The sequence below is a fragment of the Paraburkholderia sp. CI3 genome, assembly GCF_050436505.1.
GTDB classification, from domain to species: Bacteria; Pseudomonadota; Gammaproteobacteria; order Burkholderiales; family Burkholderiaceae; genus Paraburkholderia; species Paraburkholderia tuberum.
In genome coordinates this window covers 325,124-340,910 of the sequence record NZ_JBNDMI010000004.1, presented here as the reverse complement: position 1 = coordinate 340,910, position 15,787 = coordinate 325,124, and the positions used below count along the sequence as shown (strand labels likewise).

At 63.0% G+C, this 15,787-nt stretch carries 20 protein-coding genes; 4 read left to right on the top strand and 16 right to left on the bottom strand.

Annotated elements, in window-relative coordinates:
• Positions 1-38: 38 nt before the first annotated feature.
• The 5 genes from OKW29_RS23045 to OKW29_RS23025 all read right to left on the bottom strand — a co-directional run bounded on the left by OKW29_RS23045 (position 39) and on the right by OKW29_RS23025 (position 5,191).
• The gene (locus OKW29_RS23045; RefSeq protein WP_090804186.1) at positions 39-1,052 is read right to left on the bottom strand and encodes a DUF2955 domain-containing protein; all 1,014 of its coding nucleotides are present in this window, start codon (positions 1,050-1,052) and stop codon (positions 39-41) included.
• A gap of 16 nt (positions 1,053-1,068) precedes the next feature.
• Positions 1,069-2,205, bottom strand: a complete 1,137-nt coding sequence (locus tag OKW29_RS23040) for an HlyD family secretion protein (protein ID WP_429292735.1) — start codon at positions 2,203-2,205, stop codon at positions 1,069-1,071.
• Complete coding sequence (locus tag OKW29_RS23035; RefSeq protein ID WP_429294913.1) at positions 2,202-3,743, bottom strand: TolC family protein; 1,542 nt, start codon at positions 3,741-3,743, stop codon at positions 2,202-2,204. The genes OKW29_RS23040 and OKW29_RS23035 overlap by 4 nt, the downstream gene beginning before the upstream one ends.
• 29 nt (positions 3,744-3,772) lie before the next feature.
• Positions 3,773-4,894 (bottom strand): AI-2E family transporter, encoded by a 1,122-nt coding sequence (locus OKW29_RS23030; RefSeq protein ID WP_184071299.1) that lies wholly within the window; start codon positions 4,892-4,894, stop codon positions 3,773-3,775.
• Positions 4,895-5,023: 129 nt separating this feature from the next.
• A complete protein-coding gene (locus tag OKW29_RS23025) occupies positions 5,024-5,191 on the bottom strand; it encodes a hypothetical protein (protein ID WP_184071345.1) in 168 nt (55 codons plus the stop codon).
• Between OKW29_RS23025 and OKW29_RS23020 the strand changes: the two genes are divergently transcribed.
• A complete protein-coding gene (locus OKW29_RS23020; RefSeq protein ID WP_429292734.1) occupies positions 5,184-6,161 on the top strand; it encodes an alpha/beta hydrolase family protein in 978 nt (325 codons plus the stop codon). The two genes, OKW29_RS23025 and OKW29_RS23020, sit on opposite strands and share 8 nt — an antisense overlap.
• Before the next feature lie 9 nt (positions 6,162-6,170).
• Here OKW29_RS23020 and OKW29_RS23015 read toward each other — a convergent pair whose 3' ends face one another.
• The 7 genes from OKW29_RS23015 to OKW29_RS22985 form a co-directional block, all read right to left on the bottom strand.
• A complete protein-coding gene (locus tag OKW29_RS23015) occupies positions 6,171-6,572 on the bottom strand; it encodes a GFA family protein (protein WP_429292733.1) in 402 nt (133 codons plus the stop codon).
• 93 nt (positions 6,573-6,665) lie between these two features.
• Positions 6,666-7,094, bottom strand: a complete 429-nt coding sequence (locus tag OKW29_RS23010) for a YybH family protein (RefSeq protein WP_429292732.1) — start codon at positions 7,092-7,094, stop codon at positions 6,666-6,668.
• A 183-nt stretch (positions 7,095-7,277) separates the two neighbouring features.
• Positions 7,278-8,210, bottom strand: coding sequence for a hypothetical protein (locus tag OKW29_RS23005; protein ID WP_429292731.1), 933 nt, complete (start codon positions 8,208-8,210; stop codon positions 7,278-7,280).
• A gap of 129 nt (positions 8,211-8,339) precedes the next feature.
• A complete protein-coding gene (locus OKW29_RS23000; protein WP_187619013.1) occupies positions 8,340-8,735 on the bottom strand; it encodes a tautomerase family protein in 396 nt (131 codons plus the stop codon).
• A gap of 338 nt (positions 8,736-9,073) precedes the next feature.
• Positions 9,074-9,502 (bottom strand): YciI family protein, encoded by a 429-nt coding sequence (locus OKW29_RS22995; RefSeq protein ID WP_184071339.1) that lies wholly within the window; start codon positions 9,500-9,502, stop codon positions 9,074-9,076.
• Positions 9,503-9,692: 190 nt separating this feature from the next.
• Positions 9,693-10,763, bottom strand: a complete 1,071-nt coding sequence (gene pstS / locus OKW29_RS22990; RefSeq protein WP_429292730.1) for a phosphate ABC transporter substrate-binding protein PstS — start codon at positions 10,761-10,763, stop codon at positions 9,693-9,695.
• A gap of 239 nt (positions 10,764-11,002) precedes the next feature.
• Positions 11,003-11,911, bottom strand: coding sequence for a LysR family transcriptional regulator (locus OKW29_RS22985; protein WP_429292729.1), 909 nt, complete (start codon positions 11,909-11,911; stop codon positions 11,003-11,005).
• A gap of 138 nt (positions 11,912-12,049) precedes the next feature.
• On the opposite strand from OKW29_RS22985, the gene OKW29_RS22980 reads away from it, so the two are divergent.
• On the top strand, positions 12,050-12,814 hold the full coding sequence (locus OKW29_RS22980; RefSeq protein WP_184029733.1) for an SDR family oxidoreductase: 765 nt from the start codon (positions 12,050-12,052) through the stop codon (positions 12,812-12,814).
• A gap of 293 nt (positions 12,815-13,107) precedes the next feature.
• The gene (locus OKW29_RS22975) at positions 13,108-13,410 is read left to right on the top strand and encodes a DUF4148 domain-containing protein (protein ID WP_429292728.1); all 303 of its coding nucleotides are present in this window, start codon (positions 13,108-13,110) and stop codon (positions 13,408-13,410) included.
• Positions 13,411-13,640: 230 nt separating this feature from the next.
• Here the strand turns inward: OKW29_RS22975 and OKW29_RS22970 are convergent, their stop codons facing one another.
• The 3 genes from OKW29_RS22970 to OKW29_RS22960 form a co-directional block, all read right to left on the bottom strand.
• The gene (locus tag OKW29_RS22970; RefSeq protein WP_090805701.1) at positions 13,641-13,829 is read right to left on the bottom strand and encodes a hypothetical protein; all 189 of its coding nucleotides are present in this window, start codon (positions 13,827-13,829) and stop codon (positions 13,641-13,643) included.
• 208 nt (positions 13,830-14,037) lie between these two features.
• Complete coding sequence (locus OKW29_RS22965; RefSeq protein WP_429292727.1) at positions 14,038-14,340, bottom strand: hypothetical protein; 303 nt, start codon at positions 14,338-14,340, stop codon at positions 14,038-14,040.
• Positions 14,337-14,711 (bottom strand): phage holin family protein, encoded by a 375-nt coding sequence (locus tag OKW29_RS22960; protein ID WP_429292726.1) that lies wholly within the window; start codon positions 14,709-14,711, stop codon positions 14,337-14,339. The genes OKW29_RS22965 and OKW29_RS22960 overlap by 4 nt, the downstream gene beginning before the upstream one ends.
• Positions 14,712-14,935: 224 nt before the next feature.
• Between OKW29_RS22960 and OKW29_RS22955 the strand changes: the two genes are divergently transcribed.
• Positions 14,936-15,337 (top strand): DUF6566 family protein, encoded by a 402-nt coding sequence (locus tag OKW29_RS22955; RefSeq protein ID WP_429292725.1) that lies wholly within the window; start codon positions 14,936-14,938, stop codon positions 15,335-15,337.
• Positions 15,338-15,501: 164 nt separating this feature from the next.
• Here the strand turns inward: OKW29_RS22955 and OKW29_RS22950 are convergent, their stop codons facing one another.
• On the bottom strand, positions 15,502-15,747 hold the full coding sequence (locus OKW29_RS22950) for a hypothetical protein (protein WP_429292724.1): 246 nt from the start codon (positions 15,745-15,747) through the stop codon (positions 15,502-15,504).
• Between the last annotated feature and the right edge of the window lie 40 nt (positions 15,748-15,787).

The following is a 15,787-nucleotide window of genomic DNA, read 5'->3' as shown; positions in this document are numbered from 1 at the left end:
GCGATCATCGGGTCGGCTTTGCAGCATGCCGCCCCGGCTCACTCCGCACGGCGGTGCTGCTCGAAAAGCAGAAGCATCAAATACGCATAGGCCGTTACGGCCAGAAAGAGCCCCATTCGCACGGCAAACGCGGTGTAGACATCCTTGCCCGCCACGCTGTCCTGCACCGATTGCCCGAGCAGAATGATCATCGTCACGAGACTGTTCAGCCAGAAGCCCGGCGAACAACGCGTGGGTTGCAGGCCGTACAGCTTGCGTCCCACCAGCAGGCCGAACAACAGCATCCACAGAAAGAACATCCACAAATGCACGAACAGCCTCAGCGCAAACCAGAACGCGATGGCGAGCAGACCGCCGAGCAGCGTCGAGCCGATCAGATCGCGTGCGGCGCCGCGGGCCGAGGTCGTGCAGGTTTGTCTGCCGAGGCTGACGGACTTCATGATGATCGGCATGTAGTTCGCCGGGTCGGTCATCGCGAGCAGATAGGCCGGCATGACGACGAGCGCGGCACGCAGCGCGATATAGGCCGCCTCGTCTTCCGCCATCGCTGCCGCGGCGGGCTGTTCTCGCGCGCCCATGCTTTCAGGAAACAATCTGTGCGCCAGCGTCGACGCCAGCACGGCAAGCAGAAGTCCCTTCGCCAGCGCGCCGACGACCGTCAGGGCCAGTTCGAAGTCGGCCGTGCCCGCGGCGGAAATCATCGTCAGTCCCGCGACCAGAAAAGTCGCGACGAGATTGTTGCCGCCACGCAGCCCGTAACGAAACGCGAAGAACAGCATGAGGCCGACGATCATGATGCCGGCCAACGCATAGTGACGAAGCAATGGAACGAGGAGCAGGCCGCTGCCGGTGGTCGACGCCACGACCAGCGAAAGAATCACGCCGGCCTTCAACGATAGCGGGCGATTCTGCGTGGCCAGCAGAAAAACCGTGAATACCGGCGCGACGACGGGTATCGGGAAATCGAGTCCAAAGCTGACGGCAAGCGCGATCGCCGTTCCGATGGCCACACGTATCGCGCGATAACCGAGGCGCTGGGTCACGGGCTGCATGGGCTGCATGGGCTTCTCAATAGACGTAGGAGAGCCAGCTCATCAGCCGGATGAACGCGTGTCCCAGCGGATTGAGCGGATTGCCCTGGGTCGGAAACGCCATCACTTCGGCCTGCCCGCCCACCCGCAGATCGCGCAGACGCGCGCGCTCGCTGTCGTCGAATTCGACGATTACCGGGAAACGCTGCGCGGGACGCAGCCAGTCGCGGCTATTCTGCACGGTGGGCAGGCTGCCCGCCGGCGTGCTCTGCCCCACGCTCACGCCATAGCCGACACTGCGAACCCGCCCGCCGAACACTTCGCCGGGCAGCACGTCCAATGCGATCTCGACGCGCGTGCCGGGTTTGAGATGGCCCAGATTGTTCTCCGTCATGTCGGCGCTGACCCACACGTCGCGGATCGCAATCAGCGTCATGACCGGATTGCCCGCCGCGGCGAACTGACCGACTTCCGTGCGCAGATCCGTCACGACGCCGCTCGAGCGGGCTCTGATCCGCGCGTTGGCGAGATCGAGTTCGGCCTTCTCCAGCGCGCCAGCGGCGCTGCGCAATTGCGCATTCTCCGCCTCGCTTCCGCCCTGCTGCTCCCGCGCCCGCTCGACTTCGGCACGGGCCCCGTCGACCTGGCTCAGCGCCTGTTGATGCGTCGCCCGCGCGACCTCGAGGCGTCGCAGGGAGACGGTGCCCTCGTCTTCACGATAGAGCCGCTCGAGACGGTCGCTGTCCTGGCGCGCCTTGACCTCGTTCGCGATGGCGGCCCGCAACGCCGCGAGTGCCGACTCGATGCCGGCCGTGCTGGCACCGACCTGCCGGCGCGTGGACTCCAGATCGGCGCGCGCGCGGTCAGCGGCAATGCGGTAGGGCTCGCTATCGACTTCGAACAGCACGTCCCCCGCGTTGACATCCTGGTTGTTATGGACGAACACCCGCGTCACGCGTCCCGACACCTCGGCGGCAACGGGCACGACATAGGCCTGAATCCGCGCCTGCTGCGTATACGGCGTGAAACGGTCGGCGAGCAGATACCAGATCAGGCTCAGCACGATCAGACAGACGACCCATTTGACCGCCCTGCCCGAAGGGTCGGCGGCAGGCGTCGACGACTTCGGCGGGGCGGCGGTTCGAGGCTCGCGGGTATCCTGGGTATCGCTCATCGTGACGCCCCTTCGGCTTGCCCCGGCGTACCGGAAGACGGCGCCGTTTGGTCGAGCAGGTCGCCCCAATCGGTGCGTTGCCGCATCTGCGCGCGCGTCGCCGCGTCGACGAGCGGCTGTTCGGTTTCCCAGCCGCCTCCGAGCGCCTTGTAAAGCGCGATCACACTGCCGAGCGCATTGCTGCGATTGACCACGTACGCGTCCTGCTGCGCGAACAGCGCGCGCTGCGCATCGAGGACCCGCTGGAAGTCCGAATACCCTTCCCGATAGATCGTATTGGCGAGCGTCAGCGAGCGCCGCGCCGCGCCCTGCGCATCATTCAGAATGGTGTCGCGCTGCAAGGCGGCGAGCAGCGCCGTCGCGGCGTCGTCGGCCTCGCGCGCCGCCTCGCGCACCGTGTTCTGATAAGCGACCGTCAACTCTTGCAGCCGTGCGTCCTGGACGCGCACGTTGTTCGTGATCCTGCCGTAATCGAACACGTTCCACGTCACGCTCGGGCCCGCGGCAAAGAGCAGTGTGCTCGGTGCGCCCGCGAGCGAACTGGCGGTCCACGTCAGCGTGCCGAGCAACGATACCGACGGGTACAGATCCGCTTGTGCCACGCCGATGAGCGCCGACTGCGAAGCCATCTGATACTCGGCCGCGCGAACGTCAGGGCGGCGCAACAGCAGATCGGCCGGCACGTCCTGCAGCACCGCATGATCCACCAGCGGCACCACGCCTTCCTTGCCCGACTGCACGTCGAGTTCCGGCAGCGGACCCGGCGCTCGCCCGATCAGCACCGCCAGCGCATGACGCGCAAGCACGATCTGGCTTTCGAGATCGGGGATGCTGCTCAGCGTCCCAAGGTACTGCGTCTTCGCCTGCTGGAAGTCGAGTTCGTCGGATTCGCCAGCCTTGAAGAGCTTTTGAGCGATGTCGTAGCTGCGTTTTTGCAACTGGGCGTTCTCGCGAGCGATGCGTAGCCGCGCCTGCGCGACCCGCAGCGTGAAATACGTATCCGCGACCTGCGCGTGCAACAGAACCAGCGCATCGTCGCGGTTGGCTTGCGCGGCGAAGAACCCGGCGTCGGCCGATTCGATCGCGCGGCTGAAACGTCCCCAGAAATCGAGTTCCCAGCCGATGCTGAAGCCCGCGCCGTACTGCACGAAGGCGCCCGAGCGCGGATTGGAACCATCCGAGCGCTTGCGCGCCGAAGCCAGTACATCGGCACTTGCCTGCTGCACCTGCGGATAGCGTCCCGCGAGCGCGATGCCGAGCTGTGCGCGCGCCTCGAGCACGCGCAGTCCGGCGATCTTCAGGTCGCCGTTGTTCGCGTCGGCTTCGGCGATCAGACGTTCGAGATTCCTATCGTCGAAGATCAGCCACCACTGGCGCACATCGGGCTGTGCACCCTGTTGCGTGACCCGCGTGATCGATTCGCTACTCCAGTGCTCGCTCCACGCTTCATGCTGCGGCTTGAAGTCCGGGCCCACCCGCATGCATCCGCTCAGGCCAACCGCCGCCCCGAAAAGCACTGCGATCCCGTACGGACGCATCAACGGTGACACGGAGCCATCCTCGAGCTTCAGGTCTGCTTCTGTTCGTGGGTCTGCGTGGGTTGCGTGGGTTGTTTGGGTTGAGGCTGGTCTCGGACCCAGCGCCAGAACAGCTGATAACCGACGGCCAGCATCACGGGCCCAACGAATAGCCCGATGACGCCTCCCGTCACCATGCCGCCGAGCGCTCCGATCAGCACGACGGGCATCGGCACCGCGACGCCACGGCCCAGCATCAGTGGCTTGAGCACGTTGTCGGCGAGGCCCGCGACGAACACGTAAACCGAGAAGATGATGTTTGCGGTGTTCACGCCGTCCGTGACGATCACGAAGGCGATCACTGGAATGGTGATCAGCGTGGCCGGCAATTGCATGATGCCGAGCAGCAGCACGGCCAGCGCGAGCAACCCCGCGCCGGGTATCCCCTTCACGACGAAGCCGATGCCGATCAGCAGCATCTGGATAAACGCGATGCCCACTACCCCCTGGGCCACCGCGCGAATCGTCGCCGTGCACAAGTCGGCGATCTGAGCGCCGTTCTCGGGGCCCGAGATGCGCGAGGCGATCTGCACCGCGCTGTGATAGCCCTTCTCACCGTGGGCCATCAGGATTCCTGCGACGATCAGCGCGACGAAAAATATCACCAGGCCGGCACCGAGACCCGTCACCGTTGCAAGCACAGCGAGCCCGGCCTCCTTCAGCTGCGGGGCGAATTTATGCGCAAGACCGGTCAGGTCCGTCGATGCCTGTTGCCAGAAGTCGTACACACGCTGGCCGACCAGCGGCCAACTCGCCACCGACTCCGCGGGAGGCGGAATCCGGAAGGTACCGCTCCTGGCAATGGCGATCGATTTCTCGACCGAATCGGCTACCGCGAGACCCAGCGCATACGTTGGCACCAGAATCACGACAAGCGCGACAAGGACGATCAGCGTGGCGATCAGGCCATCCTTGCCGCCGAGCATGGAGCGAAGCAGGACCTGCAGTGGATAGAGCGTGATCGCAAGAATCACCGACCAGGCCATCAGGTTAAGAAACGGCGCGAAGATCCGAAAACAGAATACGGCCAGGACCGCGACGAGTCCGGCGCGGATCAGGACGTCGAGCATCTCTCGGGACGGAGTCCGTTGGGGAATCGGTGTGAGCAGCATAAGTTGTTCTCCCGCCAGGTCGCGTCGCGGTTCGGCGGCGACACCGTGATAGGCCTGCAATCGCGAAAACTCAAACCCACTGGAACGTTCCTGACGCCAATACCAAGGCCTGCCTGCAATTCCGGCATCTTAGGAAGAGAATCGCGCCGGCTTTGTCGTCGACAGAACGCGGCGTTTCACTACTATTGAACCCGCGCCTGAAATATTCAATTGGACTTTGGTCTCATAGACCTCGAGCCGTCCGGAGCTCAGCCCGCCGCCGACGATCATGGAGAAAACCGTGAGATTGATGGCCATCGTCGCCCTTCTTCTGGCCATGACGCCTGGCGCGCCTGCCCTCGCCGCCGGGGTCGGCTTTCAGAAGGTCGACATACCGAATGGCGCCGAGCCGCCGCTCACTGCCGGAATCTGGTATCCCACCGATGCGCCGGCCACGCCGCACGCCCTGGGCGACGTCACCCAGACCGTCGCGGCCGACGCGCCGATCGCAGGCCATCACCTGCCGCTGATCGTGCTGTCGCACGGCGGCGGCGGCTGGTACGGCGCCCATTACGACACGGCTCTCGCGCTGGCTCGCGCGGGCTTCGTCGCGGCGGCGGTCAGTCACGCCGGCGACACTTTCGATGACCAGAGCCGCGTGCTGCAACTCTGGCGCCGGCCCGCACAGCTTCATCGGCTGGTGGACTACATGCTCGACGACTGGCGTGGGCGCGAGCGGCTCGATGCGAACCGCGTCGGCGCATTCGGCTTTTCCAACGGTGGCTTCACCGTGCTCGTGGCCGCGGGCGGCGTCCCGGATCTTTCGAAAATCGCCCCGTTTTGCGAAGTTCACCCGGATCATGACCTCTGCGAAGCGTTGCGGCATGCGGGCGTCGACGTTCGTTTCGGCGCGAATGTTCCCACCGGCGTATGGGTCCACGATGCGCGCATCAAGGCCGTCGTCATCGCGGCGCCTTCGTTCGGCTTCGCGTTCGGCCGCGCGGGCTTGAGCGGCGTGCGCGTCCCGGTCCAGCTGTGGAGCGCCGCCGACGATCGTCATCAGCCGCATCCCTGGTACGACGAGCCGGTGCGGGACGACCTGCCCCGCGCTCCCGACTATCGCGTGGTGGCCAACGCCGGCCATTACGACTTTCTGCCACCTTGCGATGCGCGTCTTGCGCGGCTGCGCCCGGAGATCTGCGACAGCGCGCCGGGCTTCGATCGGGCGGCGTTCCATCAGCGATTCAACGCCGCTGTGGTGCGATCTTTCGAGTCGATGTTGCGATAGGAAAGAGACTCACCCGAATTCGTCGTGTTGCGGCAATGGGTCAGTGATCGAATACCACGGTGCCTTTGAACCCACGAAAATGTGGGCAGTGGGAGACATGGCGGGCGAGTCCGTGAGTGTTCCCAGCGTGACGTGAACGTACTGCCCCTGACGAACCACTGAGAACATCAGGCTTCCACATATTTTGCAGCGCACATCATGCGACGCTCGTTCATCGCCGAAAATCAACAGGCTGTCTTCGCCCCGAGTGATGCGCAGCTTGTCGCGCTCGATTCCCGCGAAGGGTTTGAACGCCGAGCCGGTCGCGCGCCGGCAGCTTGAACAGTGGCAGTTCAACGCATAGACGAATTCGTCCTTCACCGAGTAATGGACGGCACCGCAAAGGCATCGGCCGGCAAGCAATGGTTTCATGGCTGCTTTTAAACAGAAGGTACGTCGCAAATTGGAAAGTCACGCAGCCGTGATTATTCGCGAGCCGACGCGCGATGTCGAACCGCCAGAGCGCTAGCGCCTGAAAATTACCTGCGCCGTGCCGACCTCGATCGGAGAGGAGGTGTGCTGGTGGACAATTTTCCATCCGTCGGCCTGCTGCCTCAGCGTCATGGTCAGGCGATTGTCCATCGAGCGCAGTTCCGATCCGTCGGCGTCGACGGCTTTATATGTCGCGAAGGCGTGAACGACGGCGAGGTCCGCGGCGACGATCGTTCGCGCCTCGCTGAAATCGACTATCACACGTTCCGTACCCAGCGAACCGAACCAGCCCTCCACCATGGCGCGCCACGATGCGATGCCGTTGTACGACCATGTCCCCCACATGTCGAAGACCACCGCATCGCGGTCGTATAGCGCAACGAACGCGTCCACGTCTTTTGCCAATACCGCGGCTTTGTAGCCTTCCAGGACTTGCAGGATCGGATTGTCGAGTCGGTTCACAGTGTGCTCCCAGGTCGGATGACGATGGCGGCCAGACTTGGCGCAAAACGGCAGATCCAAGGTTCCTGACCAATTGTCTTACCAGGTAACGACGATCGACGCACCATCGGATCGACATCCCCCCGAAAAAACCTTCAACACGATATTGCGTCGCATTGACCAGATCCCCGCCCGCTGCGCGGATCACTGGGCGATCTGCTGACGTTGATACTCGTCGTGCTTCATTTGCATATAGTCGGCGCGGCTGACCTCGTGCAATTGCCGCGGATACTGCTCGGTCGCATCGAACCAGTCAGCGAGGCGTTTGTCGAGGCGGGCGTTGGGCGGGCTGGAAAGCGCGCCAAGATAGGCATCGATGGCGAGGTAGTAGCGCATCGTATTGCGTTCGACCAGGCCGCGCACGCCGCCGATGTATTGCGGCTCGCTCGTCGACGAATCGGGCGTAGCGGAAAAGCCGACCTTGTCGCTGCCGATCGTCGCCAGGTAGGTTTTCATGGCAATCCGTCCCGCCGTGCCATATCCGTACGCGTAGGTCAGGTGAATAAAGGTGCGGTTATCGCCCACCGGTATCGCTTCCAGCACGATACGGTAGTCTTTCGTGCTCAGCGGACCCGTGGCGGCAGTGAGCTCGACGCGAAAATAATCAGGGGTGCTCGCTACCGCACGAAAGTCGAATTTCACGCGGTACGACGACGAAAGCGATTCCCTGGTTTTCTTGCCGATGTTCACGGTGAGGATCGTACCGCTGTCGCTGGTCGACGCGTGGCAGTATTTGGTGTTCAGATGCAGGATCAGCACGTCGCACCAGTTGGCCGGGCCCTGAGTCGGGTCGTTGAGCGCGCCGCTGACCACCGCGAAAGGATAGTTGAGCAGCCCGTAAATATCGCCCTTGAGCGCCGACGGCAACTCCTGCGATTCGAGGTACAGCGGTCGCTGAAACTGGTTGTGCGCGAGTTGCTGCGTCAGACTTTGATATTTCGCGTGCAGGCGAGCCGCGCCGTCGTCCGCTTGCGCGACGACGCTCTGGCATAAGAAACAGAACACCGTCGTGATCAGGACAATCCACCACGGTCGCGTCCGCCGATTACCCGCCAGGTATGTGGCAAGCCCGCTCATGGCCCTCCTCCTACTTTGGCTCAGGTCGTGGCGCAACGCAGGCGGATCCGATCCTGGCGCCCTCGTGGTTCCCGCATATCGGCGACGTCACACGGCCATGCGCAAATACAGGCCGCGGAAGCCGGACCCTCATCGCTCGCCCGGCTCCCATTCCGGGCTGTAACCTCCAAGCGCCGGGTGATACATCTCATCGCCGGAGTGCTGAGTGAACTCAACGTTGAGTCGGTCCTCGCGCAAGCCAAGAATGTCGATGCACAGCGCGCAAAGCGCTTTGGCCACCTCCATGCGCGACTCGGGCGGCCGCCCCCTTCTGATATCGAGCATCATCAACGCGACGGGCACCGGTTCTCCGCTCTCCTGCGCAATGCGCCAGACGCTACCGGGACCGAGTTCGCGTATGGCTACGCTGATTCGCCTGACGTCCACCGACATCATCCGAGCATAGGTTTCACTCATTTTCGCCGCGAGCAGTCTTTTACTCTCGACAGAGTAGTGGTCGTTTACATCAAGCTGTAGATAAGGCATTGCGTCGATCTCCGGGGAAAGCGTTTCGCACGCGCCAACTATATGCCGAAAAGCAGTTGCCTACGGTCGTGAACCCGCCCAATGCCAACGGCGGGATCTTCAAGCCGAACCGGATGTGGGTGATTGCTTCCCGAGTGACCTGAGCGCCGAAAAGATCGAGCAGATACCTTCGCACCGACCGGCTTCGAACGCCTGGCCGGGCGACAGCCACTGACGACGGCAATCATCGACCCGTGGCATCGGGCTTCCGGACAATGTATCGGAAGCCCGCGTCAGGTCTCAGACAGTCGGAGTGGGATTGCCTGCGCATACCGCGCAGACCGATGCGGTGAAAATCGTCAACGCATCTGCCCGTCAATTTGCTTGCGCAGACGATTTTCCTCGTCTTGAAGCTCGGGCGTAAAAGCTTCGCCAAAGTCCGCAGGCTCAAAGAACGGGCGAATCTCGATCTCTGAATCACTGACCATCGGATTCGGGCAGCGCTTTACCCATTCGATCGCTTCGTCCATCGATTGAACCTGCCAGAGCCAGTACCCGGCGATCAGTTCCTTGGTTTCCGCAAACGGGCCGTCAATGACGGTGCGGTCCTTCCCTGAGAACCTCACGCGAGCGCCGGCCGAACTCGGCTTCAACCCGTCGCCGCCCTGCATGATGCCGGCCTTGACCAGTTGCTCGTTGTACTGCCCCATCGCCGTGAGGAGTTCCGTACTCGGCATTTGCCCGGCTTCCGATTCGGGGGTTGCCTTGATCATGACCATAACGCGCATTTGGGTTTTCCCTTTGAAGACGAAAGTGTCTGGAGGCAACGGCGCCTCCAGTGACTACGACGAATGATCATAGGAGAAATCGACACGCGCAAGACACGATTGCGCGATTTTTCAGAACGTTTCTCGATGAGCGTAACGGCGTCTGGCTGCCGTGAGCATTGACAGAACTCCCCGATCCGCCACGAGGTGGTCACGGCACCGCGACCGCGTTGTGCACCGACTTTTCGCCTGCATCGGCGGGCCATTGTGCGCGGATCTTCGTCACGACCAGGTCCGGAAGCGGTATGTAATCCAGCGCGTTGACCGTCGGCCCACCATGACTCAACGCCCATTCGAAAAACTTCAAGGTGGCTTCGTCGTGGCCCGGCTTGATCGGCGTCGCGGGAAGCAACACATAAGTCGCGCCCATGATCGGCCAGGCATCCTTGCCCGGCTGGTTGGTCAGCGCTTGCGAGAGAGAACCCGACCAGTCGGCGCTCGCCGCGGCTGCCCTGAAGGTCGCGGCGCTGGGCTGAACGACATTACCCGCCGCATTGGTCATGGCAACGTACTTCAAGCGGTTCTGTTTCGTGAAATCCCATGCGACATAGCCGATTGCGCCGGGCAGATAACCGACGTACGTGGCAATGCCCTCGTTGCCTTTGCCGCCGATGCCGAGCGGCCATCGCACGCTAGTGCCTTCGCCTACCCTGCGCTTCCATTCGGGACTGACCTGCGCGAGGTAGTGAGTCCAGATCAGCGTCGTGCCCGAGCCATCCTGGCGACGCACCACGGCAATCGGGTAGTTAGGCATCTTGATCTTTGGGTTCAACCGCACGATTGCCGGGTCGTCCCAGAACTGAATCTTGCCGAGAAAGATGTCGGCGACGACCGGCCCCGTCAACATCACCTCGCCGGCTTTGAGCCCCGGAAGGTTCACGACGGGTACCACGCCGCCGATTACGATTGGAAATTGCCGCAAGCCGTTGCGGGTCAGTTGATCGTCGGTCAGTGGCGCGTCCGAGCCCGCAAAGTCGACTTCCCGGGCGATGACCTGCTTGAGCCCATCGGACGAACCCGTGCCCTGATAGATCACCCTGCTGCCACCCGACTTCTGGTAGTCGGCGGCCCATCGGGTGTAGAGGGGAGCGGCGAACGTGCTGCCGGCTCCCTTGATGTCGGCGGCGTAGGCCGCGGCTGCGCATGAACAGCAGATCAGACCAGCCATGATGGCGTCGAATGTTCTCACGAATGTCTCCCGTCGGTTCTTGTTCCGGGACATCGCTGATCCAGACCTGCCACTGCGTGAACTCGTTGGAGGGCGACCGTGCCGGTGATTCAATGTGCAGTTTTCATCGGGTGTGTCAGGTCTCCTGCATGACGCGCCATACGACACATTAAAGAACGGTGACAGACCGAATTCCAGTTGAATCGTGCTATCGAACGCGCCGTGCCCGGCGGCCTCTTCCCCAATTGCAGGCATCCGGTTTCCGGGTAGGCGACACACATCAGACATCCCCTTCACGTCTCGTCCCACGGCGGCACGCCCGAGAACGCGTTGACCAGGAAATCGATTGCCGCACGAACTTTTGCGCTCACGTGGCGACGGCTCGGATACAGCGCGAGCACATCGATATCCGGCAAACGGTATTCAGGCAATACCTGGACGAGCCGGCCTGCGCGTAGGTCCTCGCCGATCAGAAACGTCGGCTGCCAGATCACGCCGTGCCCCGCGAGCGCCGCCGCGCGCGCGGTGTCGCCGTTATTGGTGTGCATGTGGCAGTCGACCTCGACAGCATGCGTTTTGCCGTCTTTGTCCATCAGTTGCCACTCGTCCGCCGTGGCGGCATACGTATAGCCGATACATCGATGTCCGAGCAGGTCCGTCGGCGTTTCAGGATGTCCCCAACGCTTCAGATAGTCGGGAGATGCACACAGGATGTTTGTCGACGTCGCCAGTTTGCGCGCCGCGTGATCGACCGTGCCGGCGCGCGAGATGCGGATGGCGAGATCGAAGCCCTCCTCGACGATATCGACGACGCGATCTATCAGCGTGATGTCGAGTTCGACGTCGGGATATTGCTGCATGAACCGTGGCCACAGCGGCGCGAGATGCAGGATGCCGAAGCTGACCGGTGCATTGATACGCAGCCGTCCACGCGGTTCGATCGACGTTGTCGACACGAGCCCTTCCGTTTCCGCAACGTCTTCGAGGATTGCCTTGCATCGCGAATAAAGCGTTTCACCGGCCTCGGTAACAGACAATCTGCGTGAGGTGCGATTCAGAAGCCGCGCACCGAGATGCGCCTCCAGTTCATTCACGTAGCGGGTCACGTTCGCGGGCGAGGTTTCGAGCGCATCGGCCGCGCGCGCAAAGCTGCCCCGGTCGACTACGGTGACGAAGATCTCAAACGCGCGCAGCCGGTCCATATGGCACTCCTGTCATTCATAAAAGCTGAATGATATCGCCATATTTTTGATCTTTTTGTCTCAAGAACGGAATCTTATAGTACGTCTCAACGAGCCGACGCATTGGGCATCGGCCGATGATCAAACCGGAGATTCAACATGCAACGCTTGACAGGAAAAGTCGCTATCGTCACTGGCGCCAGCGCGGGCATTGGTCGCGCCGCCGCCAGGCTGTTCGCCGCGGAAGGCGCGAAAGTTGTCGTGGCCGCACGCCGCGAAGCTGAGCTCGAGGCGCTGGTGAGCGAGATCGCTCGCGACGGCGGCACGGCTGTCTCGCTGGCAGGGGACGTGCAATCCGAAGAATTCGCGAAAGCGCTGGTCGAACTCGCCGTCAGCCGCTTCGGCCGCCTCGACATCGCCTACAACAACGCGGGGACGCTCGGTGAAATGGGACCGTCCACAGGCGTATCGGAAGCGGGCTGGTCAGCGACGCTGGCCACCAACCTGACGAGCGCGTTTGTCGGCGCCAAGCATCAGATTCCTGAAATGATCAAGCAAGGCGGTGGGTCGATCATCTTCACGTCGACGTTCGTCGGCTACTCGTTCGCCTTCCCCGGGACCGCCGCCTATGCCGCGAGCAAAGCCGGGCTGATCGGACTGACGCAAGCGCTCGCGGCTGAATACGGCCCGCAAGGCGTGCGCGTCAACGCGATCCTCCCGGGCGCGGTGGACACGCAGATGTATCGCGGTATGAACGATACGGCCGAATCGCAGACGTTCGTGACCGGGCTGCACGCGCTCAAGCGGGTCGCAAAGCCGGAAGAGATTGCCCGCTCGGCGCTCTACCTTGCTTCCGACGATTCGTCCTTCGTGACGGGTACCGCTTCGTTGGTGGACGGTGGGGCTTCGATTACGCGCACCTGAGCTTCCTTGACGACGGCACCCGCGGGAACGCGGATGTTCGACGACGACCCGCGAAGGGCTGCTTGACCCACGCTTCGATGATGTCGGCTCGTGTCCGGAGGTACGCATCTCGGATGCGCGGCCGACATCGGAGCGTTCGGGCGCGAGCGTCGACCGGCGTCGGCTGATGGACGAACCCCCTACCATGAAAAATAAACGACCACTGTACGGTTCCTCACCTAACCTTTGATGAGCTGAACCGCGAAAAGCGAAGCGCGAGTCAGCCGGAGTAACCAACAAGGAGGCGGGCCATCATGAAGACGTTAGTCCACACAGCTTGCGCGGTCGCGGTCATGGCTGTGTCAGTTGCATCGCTGGCGCAGTCGGACGGGGCGCTGACGCACGCGCAAGTGCAGGCAGAAATCGCTCAGCTCGAGCAAGCCGGCTTCAATCCGGCCAATGCGAATACCGTCGACTTTCCTGCCAACATGCCGACCACCAACGCCACTGCCGCAGGCCAGAGCAGCGGCTACGGCCCCGCGACCAGCGGTACGCAGCAGATGGGTAATCCGGCCAGCACGAGTGGGATGAAGCCGGTGTTCTTTGGCGGATCGTAAGCCTGCCCGTCTGACCAGTTCGCCGCTGCAGAGCATGCCCTCCCCGCCGGGGACGGCGTGGAGTGTCGTGCTATGCGCGCTTGCAGAGTGGTTTCGGCCGCCGCCTGAATGCCCGAAGCCGTCATGACGACGATTTCGGACGCACCCGATCGAGCGCCATATTGCATGGCGCCTGTTGAATTGCCAGCGTTCATTCGCTGAGCGCCTGGGCGCGAACAGCTAACACCTCGTCAGCGTTTCTTAACGTCGATGGTCAGGATTTCGTATCCGGGGTCGGCGTGCTCGTTCGCGACTTTATTCGCTTCCTCATACGAGCGAAAGGACGTGGCTTCCTTGATCTCCGGTGCCATGCCGATATCGCCGTCCTCTGCGGTGCAGAGGAACTTTTCGCCGGTCTTTACGACGTAGACGGTCGTCATATCTCCCTCCATGGCTTGCAGGGGAACTTCCAGTCTAGCAGGCTGGTAGGGTTGCACACGGTTCGCTGAGGCGATGGGCTGGAAAAGGAAGCGAGGAAAAGTCGCGTTGCCGGGCATCGCGGCAACACGTGACGATAGCGACCGTCGTGCGTTCAAGAACCAGGCGATTCTGCTTTGCCTGGTCCGATCGCTGCTTTCGCTCAGGGCGTCAATGCGCGATCGACCGCCGCACATTGCGGGCGATCCACGCCGCAAGACCGGAACGGCCCGCGATCGACAGCGTGCGGCGCGGCCCCAGCACGATGCCGCCGATCACCAGCGCGAGAAGCAGCGCAACATGCGGCGCCTCGGCGAGCGACGCGAGCACATTGCCGGCGGAAGACCGCGAGGCTGCCCGCACCGCCGGCAACGCGGCAGTCTGGTTCGCCGCGACCAATGCGGCTCGCGATGCCTCCATGCGTTCCAGAATGGTGACCCGGGCAAGCTCATTTGCGTGATGTGGCTGACTCATTTGAGCGACTCCCTGAGAGCGTCGAGATCGGAGTGAATCTCGGCCTTGAGCACGTGAAGCGATTGCGCCGGTTTCTGCGCCCGCAAGAAGAGCAAGGACACGATGCACACGAGCAGCCACGCGGCGGCCACGCCCCAGACCACCGCAAGGAAGTAAGGCGTCTGCCACGCGGTGGCGATGATCGCGATGCAAATGAAGGACAGCGTGAACAGGCCCGCGACTGCCAACGCCATGAGTGCGCTCAACTCGCGCACCAGACGCTTTCGCGTCTCCTCGACTTCCAGCGCGAACAGTTCGCTATAGTCGGTGACGCGTTCGACGCAGAATCGCCCGACGTTGCGCCACCTCGTGACCTTCGCATGGATCGACATTCCGTCCTCCTTACGATTCATTTGCGGCGGCCGCCATCAGCAAAGACTTCGCCTCTCGGCCGACAGAGCGAAGCGACGCCAGTGCTGAACGCAGCGCAAGAGCCGGGCCCGCGCTGAGCGATCGCACGCCGCGTGCCCGTTCATGGACGGATGCCGGCACGCGTTCGCCCTGTCGGCACAGCGCTTGCTCGAATCAGGCAGATCATTCGCTCGCCGAGGACAGCATGACCCCGCTCCCCCCAACCGATCACACTGACCGCAGCGCCGACGCAAGCATCGGCGAGACCGGCTCCGATATGGCTAGCGCGGACGGACGCGCGATGCCGGCCGCACGCGCCGAGCGCGGCTCCCACCACGCGATGTATGACGCGCACCGCGGCGCGCTGATCACGGTGACCGCGCATCGGAACTCGCGAGGCGCCTGGATCGCCGACGTGTCGATTTCCCGCGAGGGCCGGCCGCTGGAGATACCCGCCAATCTGGCCAACGTGGAGCCCGTGACGCCGGAATGGCTCACCGAGGCGGAAGCGTTGCGCGCCGGCGTCGAACAGGGCCGCTATCTGATCGACCGGACGTTGGGCGGCGGCTCCGCACCTCTGTCGGCGTCGCTGGGGCCGGTGCGCTGACGCGGGCGTCGCAATACGCGCACGTCGCGATACGCGCATGTCGCAATACGCGCATGTCGCAAATGTCGTGATTGCAGGTTCGACGGATTGCCCGGGTCGAGATTGTCTTTCTGATCGCCGAGGCGTTAGAACCGTGCCCGCCCCGGCGACCCGGTGCAAACGCGTTACTCGTCGCTATCGAGCCCGCCCGGCAGCGGCCCGATCGTCATGCCCGCGCCCGACCCTGTGCGGGTTCCGGGGGGATAGGCATCGGTTGCTGTCTCGGGCGGAACGTCCGCGACGCAGCGGCTCGCGTCGCCGTCGCGCAGACATTGCACGAAACGGTCCGCCTCCTCTGGCGAACGAAATCCGTAGATCTTGCTGGCAACCTGCACCTGTGTGTCCGACAGTCGCTTCGACGGCGTTTCCATCACCACTCCTTTTTGCTGGACGATCTATCGCTACGAGCAA